Source organism: Methylorubrum sp. GM97 (assembly GCF_024347855.1).
Lineage (GTDB): Bacteria > Pseudomonadota > Alphaproteobacteria > Rhizobiales > Beijerinckiaceae > Methylobacterium > Methylobacterium extorquens.
This window is the reverse complement of record NZ_AP025942.1, coordinates 2,938,979-2,956,053: the sequence shown is the minus strand read 5'-3', so window position 1 is coordinate 2,956,053 and position 17,075 is coordinate 2,938,979. Positions and strand designations below refer to the sequence as shown.

Annotated in this window: 13 protein-coding genes and 1 pseudogene; 7 read left to right on the top strand and 7 right to left on the bottom strand. The window is 68.9% G+C overall.

Annotated features, from left to right (window positions below; genetic code table 11):
- Positions 1–36: 36 nt before the first annotated feature.
- Both crtD and MSPGM_RS13615 read left to right on the top strand, forming a co-directional pair.
- Positions 37–1,535: pseudogene (crtD, locus tag MSPGM_RS13620) on the top strand (1-hydroxycarotenoid 3,4-desaturase CrtD).
- On the top strand, positions 1,532–2,431 hold the full coding sequence (locus MSPGM_RS13615) for a carotenoid 1,2-hydratase (protein WP_190273111.1): 900 nt from the start codon (positions 1,532–1,534) through the stop codon (positions 2,429–2,431). The pseudogene crtD and the gene MSPGM_RS13615 overlap by 4 nt, the downstream one beginning before the upstream one ends.
- A gap of 6 nt (positions 2,432–2,437) precedes the next feature.
- Here MSPGM_RS13615 and MSPGM_RS13610 read toward each other — a convergent pair whose 3' ends face one another.
- Together MSPGM_RS13610 and ftsY are read right to left on the bottom strand one after the other, a co-directional pair.
- On the bottom strand, positions 2,438–3,058 hold the full coding sequence (locus MSPGM_RS13610; protein WP_004446540.1) for a septation protein A: 621 nt from the start codon (positions 3,056–3,058) through the stop codon (positions 2,438–2,440).
- A 39-nt stretch (positions 3,059–3,097) separates the two neighbouring features.
- Positions 3,098–4,564: a signal recognition particle-docking protein FtsY gene (ftsY, locus tag MSPGM_RS13605; protein ID WP_004446539.1), complete on the bottom strand. Its 1,467-nt coding sequence runs from the start codon at positions 4,562–4,564 to the stop codon at positions 3,098–3,100.
- A 73-nt stretch (positions 4,565–4,637) separates the two neighbouring features.
- On the opposite strand from ftsY, the gene MSPGM_RS13600 reads away from it, so the two are divergent.
- A complete protein-coding gene (locus MSPGM_RS13600) occupies positions 4,638–5,357 on the top strand; it encodes an RluA family pseudouridine synthase (protein ID WP_004446538.1) in 720 nt (239 codons plus the stop codon).
- Positions 5,358–5,397: 40 nt separating this feature from the next.
- On the opposite strand, the gene mtaB is transcribed toward MSPGM_RS13600, so the two are convergent.
- Positions 5,398–6,630 (bottom strand): tRNA (N(6)-L-threonylcarbamoyladenosine(37)-C(2))-methylthiotransferase MtaB, encoded by a 1,233-nt coding sequence (gene mtaB / locus MSPGM_RS13595; RefSeq protein ID WP_004446537.1) that lies wholly within the window; start codon positions 6,628–6,630, stop codon positions 5,398–5,400.
- Complete coding sequence (gene dapF, locus MSPGM_RS13590; RefSeq protein ID WP_004446529.1) at positions 6,627–7,517, bottom strand: diaminopimelate epimerase; 891 nt, start codon at positions 7,515–7,517, stop codon at positions 6,627–6,629. Before dapF ends, mtaB begins: the two co-directional genes overlap by 4 nt.
- Before the next feature lie 195 nt (positions 7,518–7,712).
- Between dapF and MSPGM_RS13585 the strand changes: the two genes are divergently transcribed.
- Both MSPGM_RS13585 and nth read left to right on the top strand, forming a co-directional pair.
- Complete coding sequence (locus MSPGM_RS13585) at positions 7,713–8,474, top strand: GyrI-like domain-containing protein (protein ID WP_004446528.1); 762 nt, start codon at positions 7,713–7,715, stop codon at positions 8,472–8,474.
- A 49-nt stretch (positions 8,475–8,523) separates the two neighbouring features.
- Positions 8,524–9,288 (top strand): endonuclease III domain-containing protein, encoded by a 765-nt coding sequence (gene nth, locus MSPGM_RS13580; protein WP_004446527.1) that lies wholly within the window; start codon positions 8,524–8,526, stop codon positions 9,286–9,288.
- 31 nt (positions 9,289–9,319) lie between these two features.
- Here nth and MSPGM_RS13570 read toward each other — a convergent pair whose 3' ends face one another.
- A complete protein-coding gene (locus tag MSPGM_RS13570) occupies positions 9,320–10,435 on the bottom strand; it encodes an SPL family radical SAM protein (protein WP_012753121.1) in 1,116 nt (371 codons plus the stop codon).
- A gap of 104 nt (positions 10,436–10,539) precedes the next feature.
- Between MSPGM_RS13570 and MSPGM_RS13565 the strand changes: the two genes are divergently transcribed.
- Both MSPGM_RS13565 and MSPGM_RS13560 read left to right on the top strand, forming a co-directional pair.
- Positions 10,540–10,812, top strand: coding sequence for a hypothetical protein (locus MSPGM_RS13565; RefSeq protein WP_004446525.1), 273 nt, complete (start codon positions 10,540–10,542; stop codon positions 10,810–10,812).
- Positions 10,813–10,906: 94 nt separating this feature from the next.
- Entirely contained in the window at positions 10,907–11,236 is a 330-nt protein-coding gene (locus MSPGM_RS13560; protein WP_004446524.1) for a YnfA family protein, read from the top strand.
- Positions 11,237–11,257: 21 nt separating this feature from the next.
- On the opposite strand, the gene glgB is transcribed toward MSPGM_RS13560, so the two are convergent.
- Together glgB and treS are read right to left on the bottom strand one after the other, a co-directional pair.
- A complete protein-coding gene (gene glgB, locus MSPGM_RS13555) occupies positions 11,258–13,612 on the bottom strand; it encodes a 1,4-alpha-glucan branching protein GlgB (protein WP_004446523.1) in 2,355 nt (784 codons plus the stop codon).
- 62 nt (positions 13,613–13,674) lie between these two features.
- Complete coding sequence (gene treS, locus MSPGM_RS13550) at positions 13,675–16,941, bottom strand: maltose alpha-D-glucosyltransferase (RefSeq protein ID WP_004446516.1); 3,267 nt, start codon at positions 16,939–16,941, stop codon at positions 13,675–13,677.
- Positions 16,942–17,075: the final 134 nt, after the last annotated feature.

The window sequence follows — 17,075 nt, the reverse complement described above, 5'->3', positions numbered from 1 at the left end:
CGGATCAACGGTGATGCGAGGCGGAGCGCATTTTCGGTGGCAGAAAAAAGCGTCATCGTGATCGGAGCCGGGATTGGCGGGCTCGCAGCGGCGCTGAGCCTCGCCGCTTCCGGCCACAACGTCACCGTCCTGGAGCGGGCAGCGCGAGTCGGCGGCAAGATGCGCTCGCTCGCCGTGGGTGGGGTGCCGGTCGAGGCGGGCCCCACCGTCTTCACCATGCGCTGGGTGTTCGAGGAGCTGTTCGCCGAGGCCGGCGCCGACCTCGAATCGGAGATGCGGCTGCGGCCGGCCACCCTGCTGGCCCGCCATGCCTGGAACGCGCACGAGCGGCTCGACCTGTTCGCGGATATCGAGACCTCGGCGGCGGCGATCGGCGCCTTCGCCGGCGCGCGCGAGGCGGAGGGCTATCGGCGGTTCTGCGCCCGCGCGGCCGAGGTCTACCGCACGCTGGAAGGGCCGTTCATCCGCGCCGACCGGCCGAGCCCCGTCGATCTCGCCCAGCGTGTCGGGCTCGCGGGGATCGGCAGTCTGTGGCGTATCCAGCCCTTCGCGACCCTGTGGTCCGCGCTCGGCGAGTACTTCCGCGATCCGCGCCTGCACCAGCTCTTCGGGCGCTACGCCACCTATTGCGGCGCCTCGCCGTTCGAGGCGCCGGCCACGCTGATGCTGGTCGCCTATGTGGAGCAGGCGGGCGTCTGGACCGTCGAGGGCGGCTTGAGCCGGCTCGCGCGCACGGTCGCGGATCTGGCCGAACGCCGCGGCGTCAGCCTGCGCACCGGCGCGGATGTGACGCGCATCCTGACCGAGCGCGGCCGCGTCGCGGGGGTCGAACTCGTCGGCGGTGAGCGCATCGCCGCCGACGCGGTGATCGCCAACGCCGACGTGGCGGCGCTCGGCGGCGGCCTGCTCGGGCGCGATGCGGCGGCCGCCGGCGACCGGGTGCCCGCCCGCGAGCGCTCGCTCTCGGCGCTCACCATCTGCACGACGGCGCGGGCGACGGGCTTCGCCCTTGCGCATCACAGCGTGTTCTTCTCGTCCGATTACCGGGCGGAGTTCGATGCGATCCTGCGCGGCCGCCGCCTGCCGCCGGACCCGACCGTCTACGTCTGTGCGCAGGACCGAGACGGGGACGGCGGCTCGGCCTCTGAGGGGCCGGAACGCCTACTCCTCCTCGTCAACGCCCCCGCCGATGGCGGGGAGCGCCGCTTCAGCCCCACGGAGATCGCCGCATGCGAGACGACCATCCATCGCAAGCTCTCGGCCTGCGGGCTCACGCTGGAGCCGACGGGATCGGGGACGATCACGACGCCGCAGGATTTCGCGGAGCTGTTTCCGGGGACGAGCGGAGCCCTCTACGGCCGGGCCTCGCATGGCTGGACGGCGACGTTCAAGCGGCCGGGGGTGCGGACGCGGGTGCCGGGGCTCTACCTGGCGGGGGCAGCGTGCATCCGGGGCCGGGCGTGCCGATGGCGGCGCAGTCGGGCCGGCTCGCGGCGGCGGCACTGCGCGCGGACCTCGCTTCGACGGGGCGGTGACGCGCGGCGGCTACGTCTGGTGGTACGTCGATGCCGTGAGCGCGGACGGGCGCCAGGGGCTCACCGTCATCGCCTTCATCGGCAGCGTGTTCTCGCCCTACTATGCCTGGGATGCGGCGCGCGACCCGTTCGCCCACTGCGCCGTCAACGTCGTGCTCTACGGCGAGCGCGGCAACCGCTTCGCCATGACCGAGCGCAACGCCCGGTCGCTGTCGCGCGATGCGACCAGCTTCAGCCTTGGGCCGTCCTCCCTCGAATGGGACGGCAGCGTGCTGACGATCCGCCTCGACGAGCGGTCTTCGCCGGTCCCGCGGGCGGTGCGGGGCACGGTGCGAGTGCGGCCGCGGGCGCTGACGGCGCAGCCCTTCACCCTCGACACGCACGGCCTGCACCGCTGGTGGCCGATGGCGCCCGATTGCGAGGTCGAGGCCGCGTTTACCGCGCCCGCCCTCTCCTGGCGCGGCAGCGGCTACCACGACACCAATGACGGCGACGGCGCCCTCGAAGACGCGTTCACGGACTGGACTTGGTGCCGCGCACCGCTCAAGCGCGGTTCGGCCATCCTCTACGACGTGCGCCGGAGGGATGGCAGCGGACAGAACCTGACGCTGCGCTTCGACGCCGACGGCACCCGCCGCGAGATGCGCCCACCGCTCGCGGCCGGCCTGCCGTCCACCGGCCTGTGGCGGATGCCGCGCACGACCCGCGGCGACGACGGCCGCGCCCAGGTGATCCGCACCTTTGAGGACACGCCGTTCTACGCCCGCTCGCTGCTCGCCTCGACCCTCGACGGCGAGGCGGTTCAGCCCGTGCACGAGAGCCTGTCGCTCACACGCTTCCGCAACCCGCTGGTGCGGCTGATGCTGCCGTTCCGGATGCCGCGGCGGATCGGCTGAGACTAGTCAGCCGGCGTTCGCCTCGGCCTCGTCCTTGCGCTCGTAGCGCAGCAGTAGCGGTGTCTGGGCCAAGGCGAAGGCGACCGTGAGCGGCATGATGCCGAACACCTTGAAGCTCACCCAGAAATCCTCGGTCTGCGTGCGCCAGACGACCTCGTTGACGACCGCGAGCGCGAGGAAGAACAGGCCCCAGCGGAAGGTGAGCTTGCGCCAGCCCACGTCGGTGAGTGCGAACATGCTGTCGAGCACGACCGAAAGCAGCGACTTGTTGAAGGCAAGGCCGCCGAGCAAGACGAGGCCGAACAGCGTGTTCACGATGGTCGGCTTCATCATGATGAAGGTCTTGTCCTGCAGCACCAGCGTCAGGCCACCGAACACCAGCACGACGACACCGGAAACGAGCGGCATGATCGGCAGCCGCCGCAGCAGGGCGAAGTGCACGGCGAGCGCGATCATCGTGGCGACGATGAACACGCCGGTCGCCACGAACAGCTTGCTCTCCGCCACCACGCCGAAGCGCTCGGCATAGGCGTTGCCGAGGAAGAAGACCGTCAGCGGGCCCACTTCCAGCGCCAGCTTGAGGAGCGGCGGCAGGTGCCGGCGCGGCGGAACGCTCTCGACCTTCATGCGGATACTCTCACGATGCTCCAAGGGGCAGGCAATCGGCTACTCCTTGGGAAGGCCGGTGATCGCCCGGGCAAAGTCCCGCGCGGCGAACGGCTCCAAGTCTTCCACGCCCTCGCCGACCCCGATGAAGTGCACGGGCAGGCCGAACTTCGTGGCGAGCGCCACCAGAATACCGCCCCGCGCCGTTCCGTCGAGCTTGGTCATCACGAGGCCCGACACGGGTGCGGCCTGCGAGAACAACTCCACCTGACTCAACGCGTTCTGCCCGACGGTGGCGTCGAGCACCAGCAGGGTGGCATGCGGTGCCTCCGGATCGAGCTTGCGGATGACCCGGACGATCTTTTCCAGCTCCGCCATCAGCCCGGCCTTGTTCTGCAAGCGGCCGGCGGTATCGATCAGGAGCACGTCGGTGCCGTTCTCCCGCGCCTCCTTGAACGCGTCGAAGGCGAGCCCGGCCGCATCCGAGCCCTGCGCCCGGCTGATGACCGGCGTGCCGGTGCGATCGCCCCACACCCGCAACTGCTCAATCGCGGCTGCGCGGAACGTGTCGCCGGCCGCCAGCATGACGCTGCGCCCCTCGGCCTTGAACTTGAGCGAGAGCTTGCCGATCGTCGTCGTCTTGCCGGCGCCGTTCACGCCGACCGTCAGGATCACGTAGGGCTTCTTGGCCGAATCGATCTCGATCGGCAGCGCCACCGGCTCCAGCGCCCGCTCGATCTCGGTGGCGAGGATGGCGCGCACCTCGTCGGGCGAGATGCCCTTCTCGTAGCGGCCCTTGCCGACCGCTTCCGACATGCGCGTCGCGGTCTCCACGCCGAAATCGGCCTGGATCAGCGCGTCTTCCAGATCCTCGAGGGTCGTGGCGTCGAGCTTGCGCTTGGTGAACAGGCCCGTCACCCGGTCCGACAGCGCGGAGGAAGTGCGCCGCATTCCGGCGGTCAGGCGTGACCACCAGCCCTGTTTCTCGCTGCCCTCGACGGCGCCGGACACCGCATCGCTCGCGAGCGCCGCCGCGGAATCGACCGGCTGGATATCGACCTCGGCCGGCGGTTCGGATTCGGCCGCGGGCGCAGGCGTCTCCTCCTCGCCGCCCGTCAGGCGCGACCACCAGTTCCGCTTCTCCGCCGTCTCGGTGGGGGCGGCCGCCGGTTCGCTCTCGGCAGAAATCTCGTCGGGCTGCGGTGCTTCGCCGGATGGCGGCTGCGGCTCGGGCTGGAGGTCGGCACCCTCCAGTTCATCGGGGATGCGATTCTTGTCGGGATCGTCCGGCGCGGGCTCGCTCACCGCCGGCGGCACGCGGGCGACGTCGTCCGCCGCGGTGGTGAAGACCGGCTGCCCTTCGGATTCGGAGGCGGGCGACAGCGGATCCGGCGTGACCGATTCCTCGGCCGGCGTTTCCTCGGCCGCTGCATCCTCGGCCGGCACCGGCTCGGGGGACTTGGATTCGGGCGCGCCCTTTCGCCCGAACAGGCGTCCGAACCAGCCGGGCTTCTCGTCGTCGCTCATCCGCGTCCCTTGTTCAAAATCTTGCCCTGCTCAAACCTTGCCCGCGACGATCCGACATTCTAGCCCGTGGAGCATGAACGCGCGTGTTTCAGTGTCGGATCGCACCGTCGGACCGGAGATAGGGCCTCCGCTCCTCTACCGCGATGCCTTGATGCTCGTCATCGACAAGCCAGCGGGTTTGCCGGTGCATCCGGGCCCGAAAGGCGGGCCGACGCTGACCGACCATCTCGACGCCCTGCGCTTCGGCTTGCCGCGCCGGCCGGAGGCCGCGCATAGGCTCGACCGCGACACGTCGGGCTGCCTCGTGCTCGGCCGACACGCCAAGGCCTTGGCGCGTTTGAACCGCCTGTTCGCCGACGGCAAGGTCGATAAGACCTATTGGGCGCTGGTCGAAGGCGGCCCCGAGGCGATGGAAGGGCGTATCGACCTCCCATTGGCCAAACGTTCGGACGATCCGCGCAGTTGGTGGATGAAGACCGACCCGGCCGGTGCGCCCTCGCTGACGCTCTACCGGGTTCTCGGGCGGAGCGAGTGTCTGTCTTGGCTGGAACTGAAGCCGGTCACGGGCCGAACCCACCAATTGCGGGTTCATTGCGCGGCGATGGGCTGGCCGATCCGCGGCGACGCGATCTACGGAGGCGCCGGGCGGGACGGGCCGGGCTTGCAGCTCCATGCGCGGGGTTTGAGCCTGCCGCTCTATCCGAAGCGTGAGGCGATTGCCGTCGAGGCGCCGGCGCCCGCGCATATGCGAGCAGGGCTCGAGGCGTGCGGAATGACCGCTTCCGCCCCGTAGATCTCGCCCCCCCCGGGGAACACAGACGGGCGGGTCTCGCTCAGGCCGCGAGCAGAGCCTGCCCGTCATGCCCAGTAACGGTGACGTCGCGAATGTCCCCAGCGGGCACCGGCTCGGAAAACCGCACGAGCGAGAACGCTTCCGTCCGGCCGGTATCGCCCCGTTCGGTCAGAACCCTGCGGCGGGCGCCGACTTCGCCGTCGAGGTGGCGGGCGAGGGCCGCCGCACCGGTTTCGCGAAGCCGGGCGGCACGCGCGCGGACCACGTCGCCCGGCACCGCCGGCATCCGCGCGGCGGGCGTGTCAGGGCGCGGCGAATAGGGGAAGACGTGGAGATGCGTCAGCCCGCATTCGGCCACGAGGTCGAGGGAGCGGGCGAATTGCGCCTCGGTTTCGGTGGGAAACCCGGCGATCAGGTCGGCGCCGAAGACGAGGCCGGGCCGCAGGTCGCGCAGGGTTTGGCAGAGGCGGATCGCGTCGGCACGCGAATGTCGCCGCTTCATCCGCTTGAGGATCAGGTCGTCGCCCGCCTGGAGCGAGAGGTGGACATGCGGCATCAGCCGCGGCTCCTCGGCGAAGGCAGCGATCAGCTCGGCATCGGCCTCCACAGAATCGATCGATGACAGCCGCAGCCGCGCGAGATCCGGCACCTTGGCGAGAATCGTGCGAACGAGGCGCCCGAGGCTCAAGTCGGAATCGAGGTCGCGACCATAGGCCGTGAGATCGACGCCGGTCAGCACCACCTCGCGCCCGCCATGCTCGACGATGCGGCGCACCTGCGCCACCGCCTCCGCGACCGGCACGGAGCGGGAATTGCCGCGCCCGAATGGGATGACGCAGAAGGTGCAGCGGTGATCGCAACCGTTCTGCACCGGCACGAAGGCGCGGGTATGCCCGCTCATGGTGGTGATGTGCGTCGGCTCGGCCGTGCGGACGGCCATGATGTCTTCAGGCGCCGGCGCGGTGCCGCTTTGCCAGCTCTCCGGCCTGAGCTTGGCCGCATTGCCGACGAGGCGCGCCACCTCCGGCATCGCGGCGTAGCTCGCGCGCTCGACCTCGGCGCCGCAACCGGTCACCACGATCTCGGCGCCGGGCCGCTCGCGGGAAAGCCGGCGGATCGCCTTGCGCGCCTGCCGCCCGGCCTCGGCCGTGACGGCGCAGGTGTTGACGACGACGAGGTCGCGCCCCTCGGCATCGGGCTCGGCATGGCCGCGCAGCACCTCGGATTCGACGGTGTTAAGACGACAGCCGAAAGTGAGCGTCTCGACGCTCACCCGTCGATCCCGGCGAACAGGTCGGGCGAGAACGTGCCCTCGCCTTCGAGATAGACCGGGCCGGTCATCAGCACGTGGTCGTCGGCGCGCCACTCGATCGAGAGTTCCCCGCCGGGAAGCGCCACGCGGGCGGTGCGGCCGATCATGCGCAGGCGCGAGGCGGCCACCACCGTGGCGCAGGCGGCCGTGCCGCAGGCGAGCGTCAGCCCCGCGCCGCGCTCCCAGACGCGCAGCTTGATCGTGTCGCGGCTCGTCACCTCGGCGATGGAGATGTTGGCGCGCTCGGGGAAGATCGGGTGGGCCTCGAGCAGCGGCCCGATGCGGCCGAGATCGTAGCTGTCGGGGTCGCGCTCGACGAAGAAGATCGCGTGCGGGTTGCCCATGCTCACGGCGGCGGGCGAATGGAGGATCGGATCGTCGATCGGCCCGACCTGAAGCTCGATGCGGCGGGTATCGAGAAACGGTTCGGCGAGCGGGATTTCGTCCCAGCGCAGGCGCGGCTGACCCATATCGACGGTGAAGGAGCGCTCGGTGATCCGCTTGACCGCGACCAGTCCGGCCTTCGTCTCCAGCGTCAGGGCGCCGTTCTCGGCAGGCCTCGCCATGGCCGGATCGTCGAGCAGCGCGTAGCCGACGCAGCGGGTGCCGTTGCCGCAGGCGCCGGATTCCGAGCCGTCAGTGTTGTAGATGCGCATGAAGGCATCGGTGCAGGGCGTGACGGGATCGTGCACGACCATGAGCTGGTCGAAGCGCGAATGCACGTCGGCCGCGATGGCGCGGGCCTCGGCCGGCGTCACACGGACCGCAGTGCCGCGCAGGTCGAGCACGACGATGGCGTTGCCGGCGCCGTGCATCTTCAGGAAGCGGCGATTTGCGAGAGGGCTCACGAGAGGGCTCCAAGAGGGCTCATTGGACCTCTGACGACCTTGTCTGGGGAATGCGGGGGTGGCGCGGCGTATATGGCAAAAGCCGCCAGCCTGCGAGTCGGGAACGAAGAGCCGCAACGTCGCGCCGCAACGGTCTCGCGCGGGGCGTGTTTCGGCCCTACCCTGTTCGAACCGGCCAATCGGAGCGTCACCACCTTGACCCGTCTCGCCACCCTCGCCGCGGGCCTCCTCGCTCTCGTCCCTTCGTTGACGACTGCGTCGCTCGCCCAGAACGCGCCGCCCCCCACCAACGCGCCCTCCCCTGCCGAGGCGAACCCACTGCCGACCACGACCGTGCCGGACACCACGAAATCCGGCCCCGACCCGGCAGCGCCCTCGCCTCAGCAGGTCCCGATCCCGCGCCCCGCCCAAGCCGGAGCGGCCCAGGCGGTCACGCCACCGCCTTCGGCGCTGCCGACCCTCGTGACGGTTCCAGGCGAGCCGAACGACGTCGATGAGGTGACGCTTCCGGCCAAACCCGTGGCGATCCTCGCGGGCGAGACCAAGTGGGAAGAGGCGCGGGCCAATCTGCGCAAAGCCTACAAGACGATCGGCGAGACGCTGGCCAAGCTGAACCTCAAGCAAGCGGGCCGGCCGATCGCCCTGTTCACCAAGACCGAGGATGACGGCTTCCAGTACGAGGCGATGATCCCGATCGAAGCTGCACCCGCGCAGGGCGCGGAGGGCGGCGACGTCAAGTTCGGCTCGAACCCGAGCGGCAAGGCTCTGCGGTTCAAGCATAGCGGCAGTTATGAGGAGATCGACGGCACCTACGAGACGCTGATCGCCTATCTCGACGCCAAGGAAATCGCGGTCCAGGACCGCTTCCTCGAAGAATACGTCACGGACCTCGGCGAGGGTGCGGACGACAAACTCGACATCAACATCTACGCGCTGCCGAAGGAGCCGGCGAAGTAAGGTTGTCGCGGGCCGGGAACCGCCGAATCCCTTCGCGGATTCGGCTTCCATGACGCTTTTCCCCGATACAGCCCTCCCGGCGGCAGCCCGCCATCGCCGCCGCGAGGCGCCGGCCGCCGCGTCCGAGGCGCTGAAGGACAAAGCGCTGGAGATTCACCGCCGCCTCTGCGGCGTCTACGAATGCCCGATCCCGTATTTCCACAGCCTCGACCCGCTGTCGGAACTGATCTCCTCGCTGCTCTCGCACCGAACCCGCAACGCCGATTCAGGGCGTGCCTTCAAGGCGCTGCGGGCGCGCTGGCCCGATTGGACGGAGATCGAGGCGGCGTCGGTCGAGGAGATCGAAGCGACGATCCACGGCGTCACCTGGCCGGAGCTGAAGGCGCCGCGCATCAAGGCGGTGCTCGCCGCGGTGCAGGAGCGGGTCGGTGCGCTCACCCTCGATTTCCTGGGGGATATGAGCGTCAATGAGGCGCGCGGCTGGCTCGAAGCGATCCCCGGCATCGGGCCGAAGACGAGTGCCGCGGTGCTGTCGTTCTCGACGCTGCGGATGCCCGCCCTGCCGGTGGACAGCCACCATCACCGCGTTGCCCAGCGCACGGGGCTGATCGGTGCCAAGGTCGATGTCGGGCCGAGCCACGCGGTGCTGCGGGCCCAGCTTCCCGACGATTGGTCGGCGCAGAAGCTCTACGACAATCACGAGGTGCTGATGCTGCACGGTCAGCGCGTCTGCTTCCATCGCTCGCCGGCCTGCGGACGCTGCGTGCTGCTCGACATCTGCCCGACGGGGCAGGTGAGGAAAGCTGCGGGCTGACGCTCTATCCGGTCGCGCGTGTCAGCCTTTTTCACGTCCAATAGAGGATGCGCGCCGTCGGCAGGTGAACCGCGATCCGCCCCGTGAGATGGGCCCGCATCGCCTTCATGAGATCGTTCGGAAACACGTATTTCACCGAACCGAACTTGGTGAGCTTACGGGTGCGCTCCGCCTCGCGCATCGGCAGGTCGGAACCCGGATACCATCCCTCAAGCACCGTCTTCGAACCCGGCGTGAAGCGGTGGGTGATGAGTTCGACCGTCAGATCGGGCGCGGCCACACCGGACAAAGCCGCGGCCGCGTCGCGCAGCAGGGCGTCGTAGGCGTCCGGCCATCCCTCGACGGGTAGTATCGGCGCGATGGTGAGGCCGACGGGATAGCCGGCCCGGGCGACGGCACCCATGGCAGCGAGCCGCTCGCTGAGCGGAGCGGTGCCGCCCTCGTAATGCGCCGCCGCGGCCGCGTTGACCGAGAAGCGGATGCGCGTGCGGCCGTGATGCGGCAGGTCGAGGAGCGGTTCGACCGCGGCGAACTTCGTCGTGAAGCGCAGTTGCACCGGCGCGTCCCAGGCGCCGAAATGACGGATCGCCGCCGAGAGCGAACCGGTGAGATGCTCGATCCCAAGCGGATCGGTGTAGCAGGACGCTTCGAAGGTGGTGCCCTCGGCCGCCCGCGCCTCCGAGGCGCTGGTGACGCCGCCCTGCCCCAGATAGCTTTCGAGATTGCCGAGGATCGCGTCGAGGTTGGCGTAGACGCGCGTCACCGGCGGCCCCGAGAGGGAGCCGGCGAGATAACAGTACTGGCAATGGGCCGGACAGCCCTCGGCGAGATCGAAGCGCCAGTCGGCGCTCGGCGGTATCGGTTGGAGCTTCAGTTTCGTCGGCGGTGCGGTGACGATGGCGAGCGTGGCCTTGGCCTGCGCGTAGGCCCGGCGCGGGTTCTCGGCGTCGCGCAAACCGGTGAGCCGGTTACTCTTCAGGCGCTCGACCGGGAGACCCAGGTCTTCCGCCTGCGCGACCATCTGCCGGCCATGGGCATGTTCGAGGGCGGCCGGCGTCACCAGCACCCGGCGCGGATGCCAGAGACGGGCGGAGCGGGGCCGCGCCACGGGCCGGGCATCGGCCTCCTCGGTCGAAACAAGGGTCATGCCGCACCAACCCTCGGCCTGTGCCGAAGGTCCGGGGATGCGTCCTTTCGGAACCCTGGAAGGCCTCGGGCGCTGTTTTCGCGCGAAGATCTTGTGAGGTGTCGATGTCGGAGCTGGAGACGAAACGCGCCGCGATTGCCGACCTTCTCGCCCGGATCGAAGGCCTCGATCCGCGAAACGCCGAGGTTCTCGACCGGCGGGTGGATGCCGTGGTGGACGGATTCGATCCCGGGGCACCGGAGCCGTCCGATCCGGCCAGGGCCGACCTGCACCGTCTGCTCAGATCGTACCGCGACCTTCGCGATCTCCCCGCCGACCGCAACAATGTGCAGCTTGCCGAGAAGGGCGAGGTGTTCGCGCCGGAGGACGACGCCTGACGCACGATCCGGCGCATCGATGCGTCAGAGAAGTCAGCCGGATGACCGGTTGCGATGACTTGGCAACGGGCTCGGCCCGCGCCAAGCGTCGCCAATGACCAAGTCCCTTCTCGCTTATTCCGGAGCCGCGTTGGCTGAGATCGCCGGCTGCTTCGCCTTCTGGGCGTGGCTGCGGCTCGATCGGTCGGTCTGGTGGGTCGCGCCGGGGCTCGTTTCGCTCGCCCTGTTCGCTTGGCTGCTCACCCTCGTCGAGAGCGAGGCGGCCGGGCGCACCTACGCCGCCTATGGCGGCATCTACATCGCCGCCTCGATCCTTTGGCTCTGGAGTGTCGAGGGACATCGCCCCGACCGCTGGGATCTTTCCGGCGGGGCGATCTGCCTCGCCGGCACGGCGGTGATCCTGTTCGGCCCCCGGAGCGGCTGAACCGCTCCGGGGTCGAGGCGATCAGCCCTCGCGAATCAGGATCAGGGTCGAGAGCGGCGGCAGCGTCAGGCTCAGCGAATGCGGCTGGCCGTGGCTCTGCTCGGCTTGGCTCTGCACGCCGCCCATGTTGCCGACATTCGAGCCGCCATAGCGCTCGGCGTCCGAGTTGATTGCCTCGCGGTAGAAACCGGCCGTCGGCACGCCGACGCGGTAGCCCTCACGCGGCACCGGCGTGAAGTTCGAGACGACGATGGCGACCTCGCCCTCTGCCTTGCCCTTGCGCGCCCAGGCGATGACCGAGTTGTCGGAATCGTCCGCCACCAGCCACTGGAAGCCGCTGGCCTCGACGTCGCGCGAATAGAGCGCCGGGGTCGAGGTGTAGACGTGGTTGAGGTCGCGGATCAGATCCTTCACGCCGCCATGGAGGGGATCGTCGAGCAGGTGCCAGTCGAGCGACTGGTTGTGGTTCCACTCGCGCTCCTGGCCGAACTCACCGCCCATGAAGAGCAGCTTCTTGCCAGGGTGCCCCCACATGAAGCCGAAATAGGCGCGCAGATTGGCAAACTTCTGCCAACGGTCGCCCGGCATCTTGCCGAGCAGCGAGCCCTTCCCGTGCACCACCTCGTCGTGGGAGAGCGGCAGAACGAAGTTTTCCGAGAAGGCGTAGAGCAGGCCGAAGGTCAGGTTGTGGTGGTGGTAACGCCGGTGGATCGGATCCTCCGACATGTATTTCAGGGTGTCGTGCATCCACCCCATGTTCCACTTGAAGCCGAAGCCGAGACCGCCCGTGTAGGTCGGGTGCGACACGCCCGGCCACGAGGTCGATTCCTCGGCCACCGTGATGGTGCCCGGCGCGTGGCTGTAGGTGGCCTCATTGGTCTTGCGCAGGAAGTTGATGGCGTCGAGATTTTCGTTGCCGCCGTACTGGTTCGGAATCCACTCGCCCGCACGGCGCGAGTAGTCGAGGTAGAGCATCGACGCGACTGCATCCACGCGCAGGCCGTCGAGATGGTAGTGTTCGAGCCAGAAGCGGGCATTGGCCGTGAGGAAGGCCGACACCTCGACCCGGCCGAAATTGTAGATGTAGGTGCCCCAATCCTGGTGGAAGCCCTGGCGCGGATCGGCATGCTCGTAGAGATGCGTGCCGTCGAACAGGCCGAGGCCGTGGGCGTCGAGGGGGAAGTGCCCCGGCACCCAATCGAGCATCACGCCGATGCCGGCTGCGTGCGCTGCGTTGACGAAATCGACGAAATCGTCGGGCGTGCCGAAGCGGCTGGTCGGCGCGAACAGCGAGACCGGCTGGTAGCCCCAGGAGCCGTCGAACGGGTACTCGGTGATCGGCAGAAGCTCGATATGCGTGAAGCCGAGTTCCTTCACGTACGGGATCAGCCGGTCGGACAGCTCCTTGTAGGTCAGGTAGCGGTTGCCTTCGTCCGGCACCCGCGCCCACGAGCCGAGATGGACCTCGTAGACCGACATGGCGGCGTGGCGCGGATCCTTCTCACCGCGCGTGTCCATCCAGGCCGCATCGTTCCACTGCGGCTCGTTGAGACCCTGGAGCACCGAGGCCGTCTGCGGCGGATGCTGGGCGCGGAAGGCGACCGGATCGGCCTTCAACGGCAGCACCGAGCCATCGGGACCGCGGATCTCGAACTTGTAGTTCTGCCCGGCCTTGAGACCCGGCACGAACAGCTCCCAGACGCCGCCATTGAGCCACAGCCGCATCGGGTGGCGCCGGCCGTCCCAATCGTTGAAGTCGCCGACGACGCTGACGCGGCGGGCATTCGGCGCCCAGACCGCGAAGCGGAACCCGGCGATGCCGTCGAGCTCACCCGCATGGGCACCGAGCACGCGATACACGAGGTTGCTGCCGATCAGGCGCAGGCCGTCGATCTCGCTCTGTTCGAGCGACGGGCCGAAACCGTAGGGATCGTGACGGCGGGTGCTGGTGCCGTCCCAGGCCTCGACCTCGATCTCGTAGAGGGGTCGACCTTCGCTCTTCACGCTCGCGACGTAGAACCCGTCGGGATGAACGCGCTCGAACGCGATGCTCTGCCCGCCCGTGACGAGGCGGGCTGCCTTCGCCTCCGGCAGGATCGCACGGACCTCCCACGTACCGGGCGCAACCTGATGCGGCCCGAGGACGCCGAACGCGTCGCCGTGATCGGCCGCCATCACGGCCGCAATGGCATCGGGATGGAGGTGGCCATCGCGCGCTTGCGAGGCGGAGCGGCCCACACGGGGAGCCCCCTCGCCGCCAAGCGCATCCGACGACCGGGGCGCGCGCGGCGCCTCGGTCGAGCCTGACCTGTTCGGGACGTTGGCGGCCGCCTGCCCCTCGTTACGAGCCGCGGCCTTCTCGTCCAGAGCCGTCATCCAATCACCTCTCTCGGAAGCGCTCCCGGGCCATCAAAGGGTGGCGCGCGGGAGCGCGCAGGTCACACCGAAGCGCGGTCGCGCTTGGCTTCATCCAGTATGTTGAGAACACCACGTGCTGGGATTTCGATCCAGTCGGGGCGGTTGTTCACTTCGTAATCGATTTCGTAGAGCGCCTTGGTCAGCAGGCTCAGACGCAGCAGACGGGATTGCGTCTCCGTATCCTCCACCGCCGCCCGGCTGCCGGCCACGGCTTGCCCGTAGCCGTCGAGGAACGCTGCATCGATCATGCCGCGCCACGCGATCGCCGCGTTGCGCGCCCGTTCCTCGCTGTCGCCGAAGCGGGCCGTGATCTCACGCACCACCGTTTCGGCGCCGTAGGCGAAGGATCGGAGCATGCCCGCCACGTCGCGCATCGGCGTCGATTTGGCCCGGCGCTGCTCCACCGGACGTGAGGGCTCACCCTCGAAATCGACGATGATGAGATCGCCCTCGGAGGCGAGCACTTGCCCGAGATGGTAATCGCCGTGGATGCGGGTCTTGGTGGCACCCCGCAGCGGGCCGGAGGCCAGATCGGTGATGAGCGCCTCGACCTCGCTACGGCGGGACGCGAGCGCCTCGCTGGCCGAGCCCGGCGACCACGCGGTGATCGCGTCGAGCCCCTTGAACGCCCGCGCGGCCTGATGGCGGGCATCATCCGCGAGCGAAGCGAGATCCGCCTCACCGAACGGCTCGACCGCGAAGGCCGGATCGTCGGTGTCGATGGCGAAGGCCCGATGCAGTTCGGCCGTCCGCTGGCCGAGCAGCTCCGCCCAGCGCAGATGCGCGTTGAAGGCATCCTCCGGCGCCGGCGCCTCGCTCTCGGGGGCGAGCACCACGGTCTCGAAGTCGCGCCGCAGGCCTTCCAGCATCAGCGTCCAGGCGTCGCCCTGGTTGAGGACGAACTTCTGGAGCAGCGCCAGGGCGGTACGGGTGCCGTCCGCAGCCACATGCTCCACCACGCCGAGCAAAGCCGGCGTGTTGGCGAAATGGGCCTGCTCGGTGAGGAACCGGCCGATCTCGATCTCGGGATGCGTGCCGGGCTGGAGGCGGCGCAGCAGCTTGAGCATCATCCGCGCGCCGATGGCGATCGAGGTGTTGCTCTGCTCGGCCGAGAGGCGGCGCACGTCGGCGGCCTCGAACGGCACCTCCGGATCGTAAGCCGAGGTCGTCGAGAAGACGAGGCTCCCGCGCTCGGACGGGATCGTGACGCCGTCGCGCATCGCCTCGATCAGGGCGACGGCGAACGGCGCGGCGGCCGCCGCCTCGTAGAGCAGGCCGGTGCGAGGCCCGCGGCGCACGCGGGCGACCGCGTGATCCAGCAGAGTCTCATCCTCGCGGCCCTCCTCGACGGCGAGCGGCACGAAGTAGTCCTGGCGTTCGCCGTTGGCGAGGGTCACCGCCACCCGCGGCAGCAGGAACTTGCCCTCGCCGGAACCGTCCTTGACGATGGCGCTGTCATCGACCTGCACCGACTTGATGCGTGTGCCTTTGGCGCCGAACCAGCGGCGCGAGGCGATGAAGGGCGGCGCCACCGTGCGCTCGAACGCGGTGCGCTCGCGGCCCTTGATCAGGGTCTCGATGCCGCCGGTGAGCACCAGGGTGAACAGTTCCGGGCTCTGCGGCTGCGGGCCGATCTCGCCGGTATTCGCGACCGAGAGAGCGAACCAGTAGAAACCGTAGGCCGGCAGGGTCAGCAGGTAGGGCAGTTCGCCGATCGCCGGGAAGGCCGTGCCGCCGGTCAGCTCGATCGGGATCGCGCCACGCAGGTCCGACAGGTCGAGCTGCACCGCCTGCGGTGCCCGCGAAAGGTTGGCGACGCAGAGGATGCGCTCGTTCTCATGCTCGCGAATCCAGGCGAGCACCTTGCGGTTCGCCGGATACAGGAACTGGATGGCGCCGCGCCCCAGCGCGACCGAGTTGTTGCGGATCGCGATCATGCGCCGCGTCCAGTTCAGCAGCGAGGTTTGCGCCTGGATCTGCGCCTCGACGTTGATCGCGTCGTAGCCGTAGATCGGGTCCTGGATCGACGGCAGGAACAGCTTCTGCGGGGTGGCCCGCGAGAAGCCGCCATTGCGGTCCGGCGACCACTGCATCGGCGTGCGCACGCCGTCGCGGTCGCCGAGATAGATGTTGTCGCCCATGCCGATCTCGTCGCCGTAGTAGAGCACCGGCGTGCCAGGCATCGACAGGACGAGGGACTTCATCAGCTCGATCTTGCGCCGGTCGTTCTCCAGCAGCGGCGCGAGGCGGCGGCGAATGCCGAGATTGATGCGGGCGCGCCGCTCGGCGGCATAGAACGACCAGAGGTAGTCGCGCTCTTCCGCCGTCACCATTTCGAGCGTCAGCTCGTCATGGTTGCGCAGGAAGATCGCCCACTGGCAGCCCTCGGGAATCTCGGGCGTCTGGCGCATGATGTCGGTGATCGGGTGCCGGTCCTCCCGGGCGATCGCCATGTACATCCGCGGCATCAGCGGGAAGTGGAAGGCCATGTGGCATTCGTCCCCGTCGCCGAAATACTGCGCCGTCTCCTCCGGCCACTGGTTGGCCTCGGCCAGCAGCATCCGGTCGGGATACTCGGCGTCGAGCGCCGCACGGATCGCCTTGATGACGTCGTGGGTCTCGGAAAGGTTTTCGCAGTTCGTGCCGTCGCGCTCGATCAGGTAGGGGATCGCGTCGAGCCGCAGCCCGTCGACGCCCATGTCGAGCCAGTAGCGCATGACCTCGATCACGGCCTCCAGCACGGCCGGGTTGTCGAAGTTCAGGTCGGGCTGGTGGCTGTAGAAGCGGTGCCAGAAGTACTGCTTGGCGACCGGGTCCCAGGTCCAGTTCGACACCTCGGTGTCGAGGAAGATGATGCGCGTATCGGAATACTTCTCGTCGGTATCCGACCACACGTAGAAATCGCGCTCAGGGCTTCCGGCCGGCGCCTCGCGGGCGCGCTGGAACCAGGGGTGCTGATCGCTGGTGTGGTTGATGACCAGCTCGGTGATGACGCGCAGCCCCCGCTCGTGGGCGGCAGCCACGAAGCGGCGGAAATCTTCCATCGTCCCGTAGGACGGGTTCACATCGCGGTAGTCGGCGATGTCGTAGCCGTCGTCGCGCAGCGGCGAGGGATAGAACGGCATCAGCCAGATCGCCGTGACCCCGAGGTCACGGACATAATCGAGCTTCTGCGTCAGCCCCTCGAAATCGCCGATCCCGTCATTCGACGAGTCGAAGAACGACTTGACGTGGATCTGGTAGATGATGGCGTCACGGTACCACTGCGGATCGCTGCGATCGATCATCCCGTCGCTGCCTCACGTCACTTTCGAGAGCGGAACCGGGCCGTGTGGCACCGGGCTGCGAGCCTCCTCGGCCCGCTTCTTGGCGAGAACACGACGGTGACGCCGTATTTCGCCGGATCTAGAGCGCCCCGCAC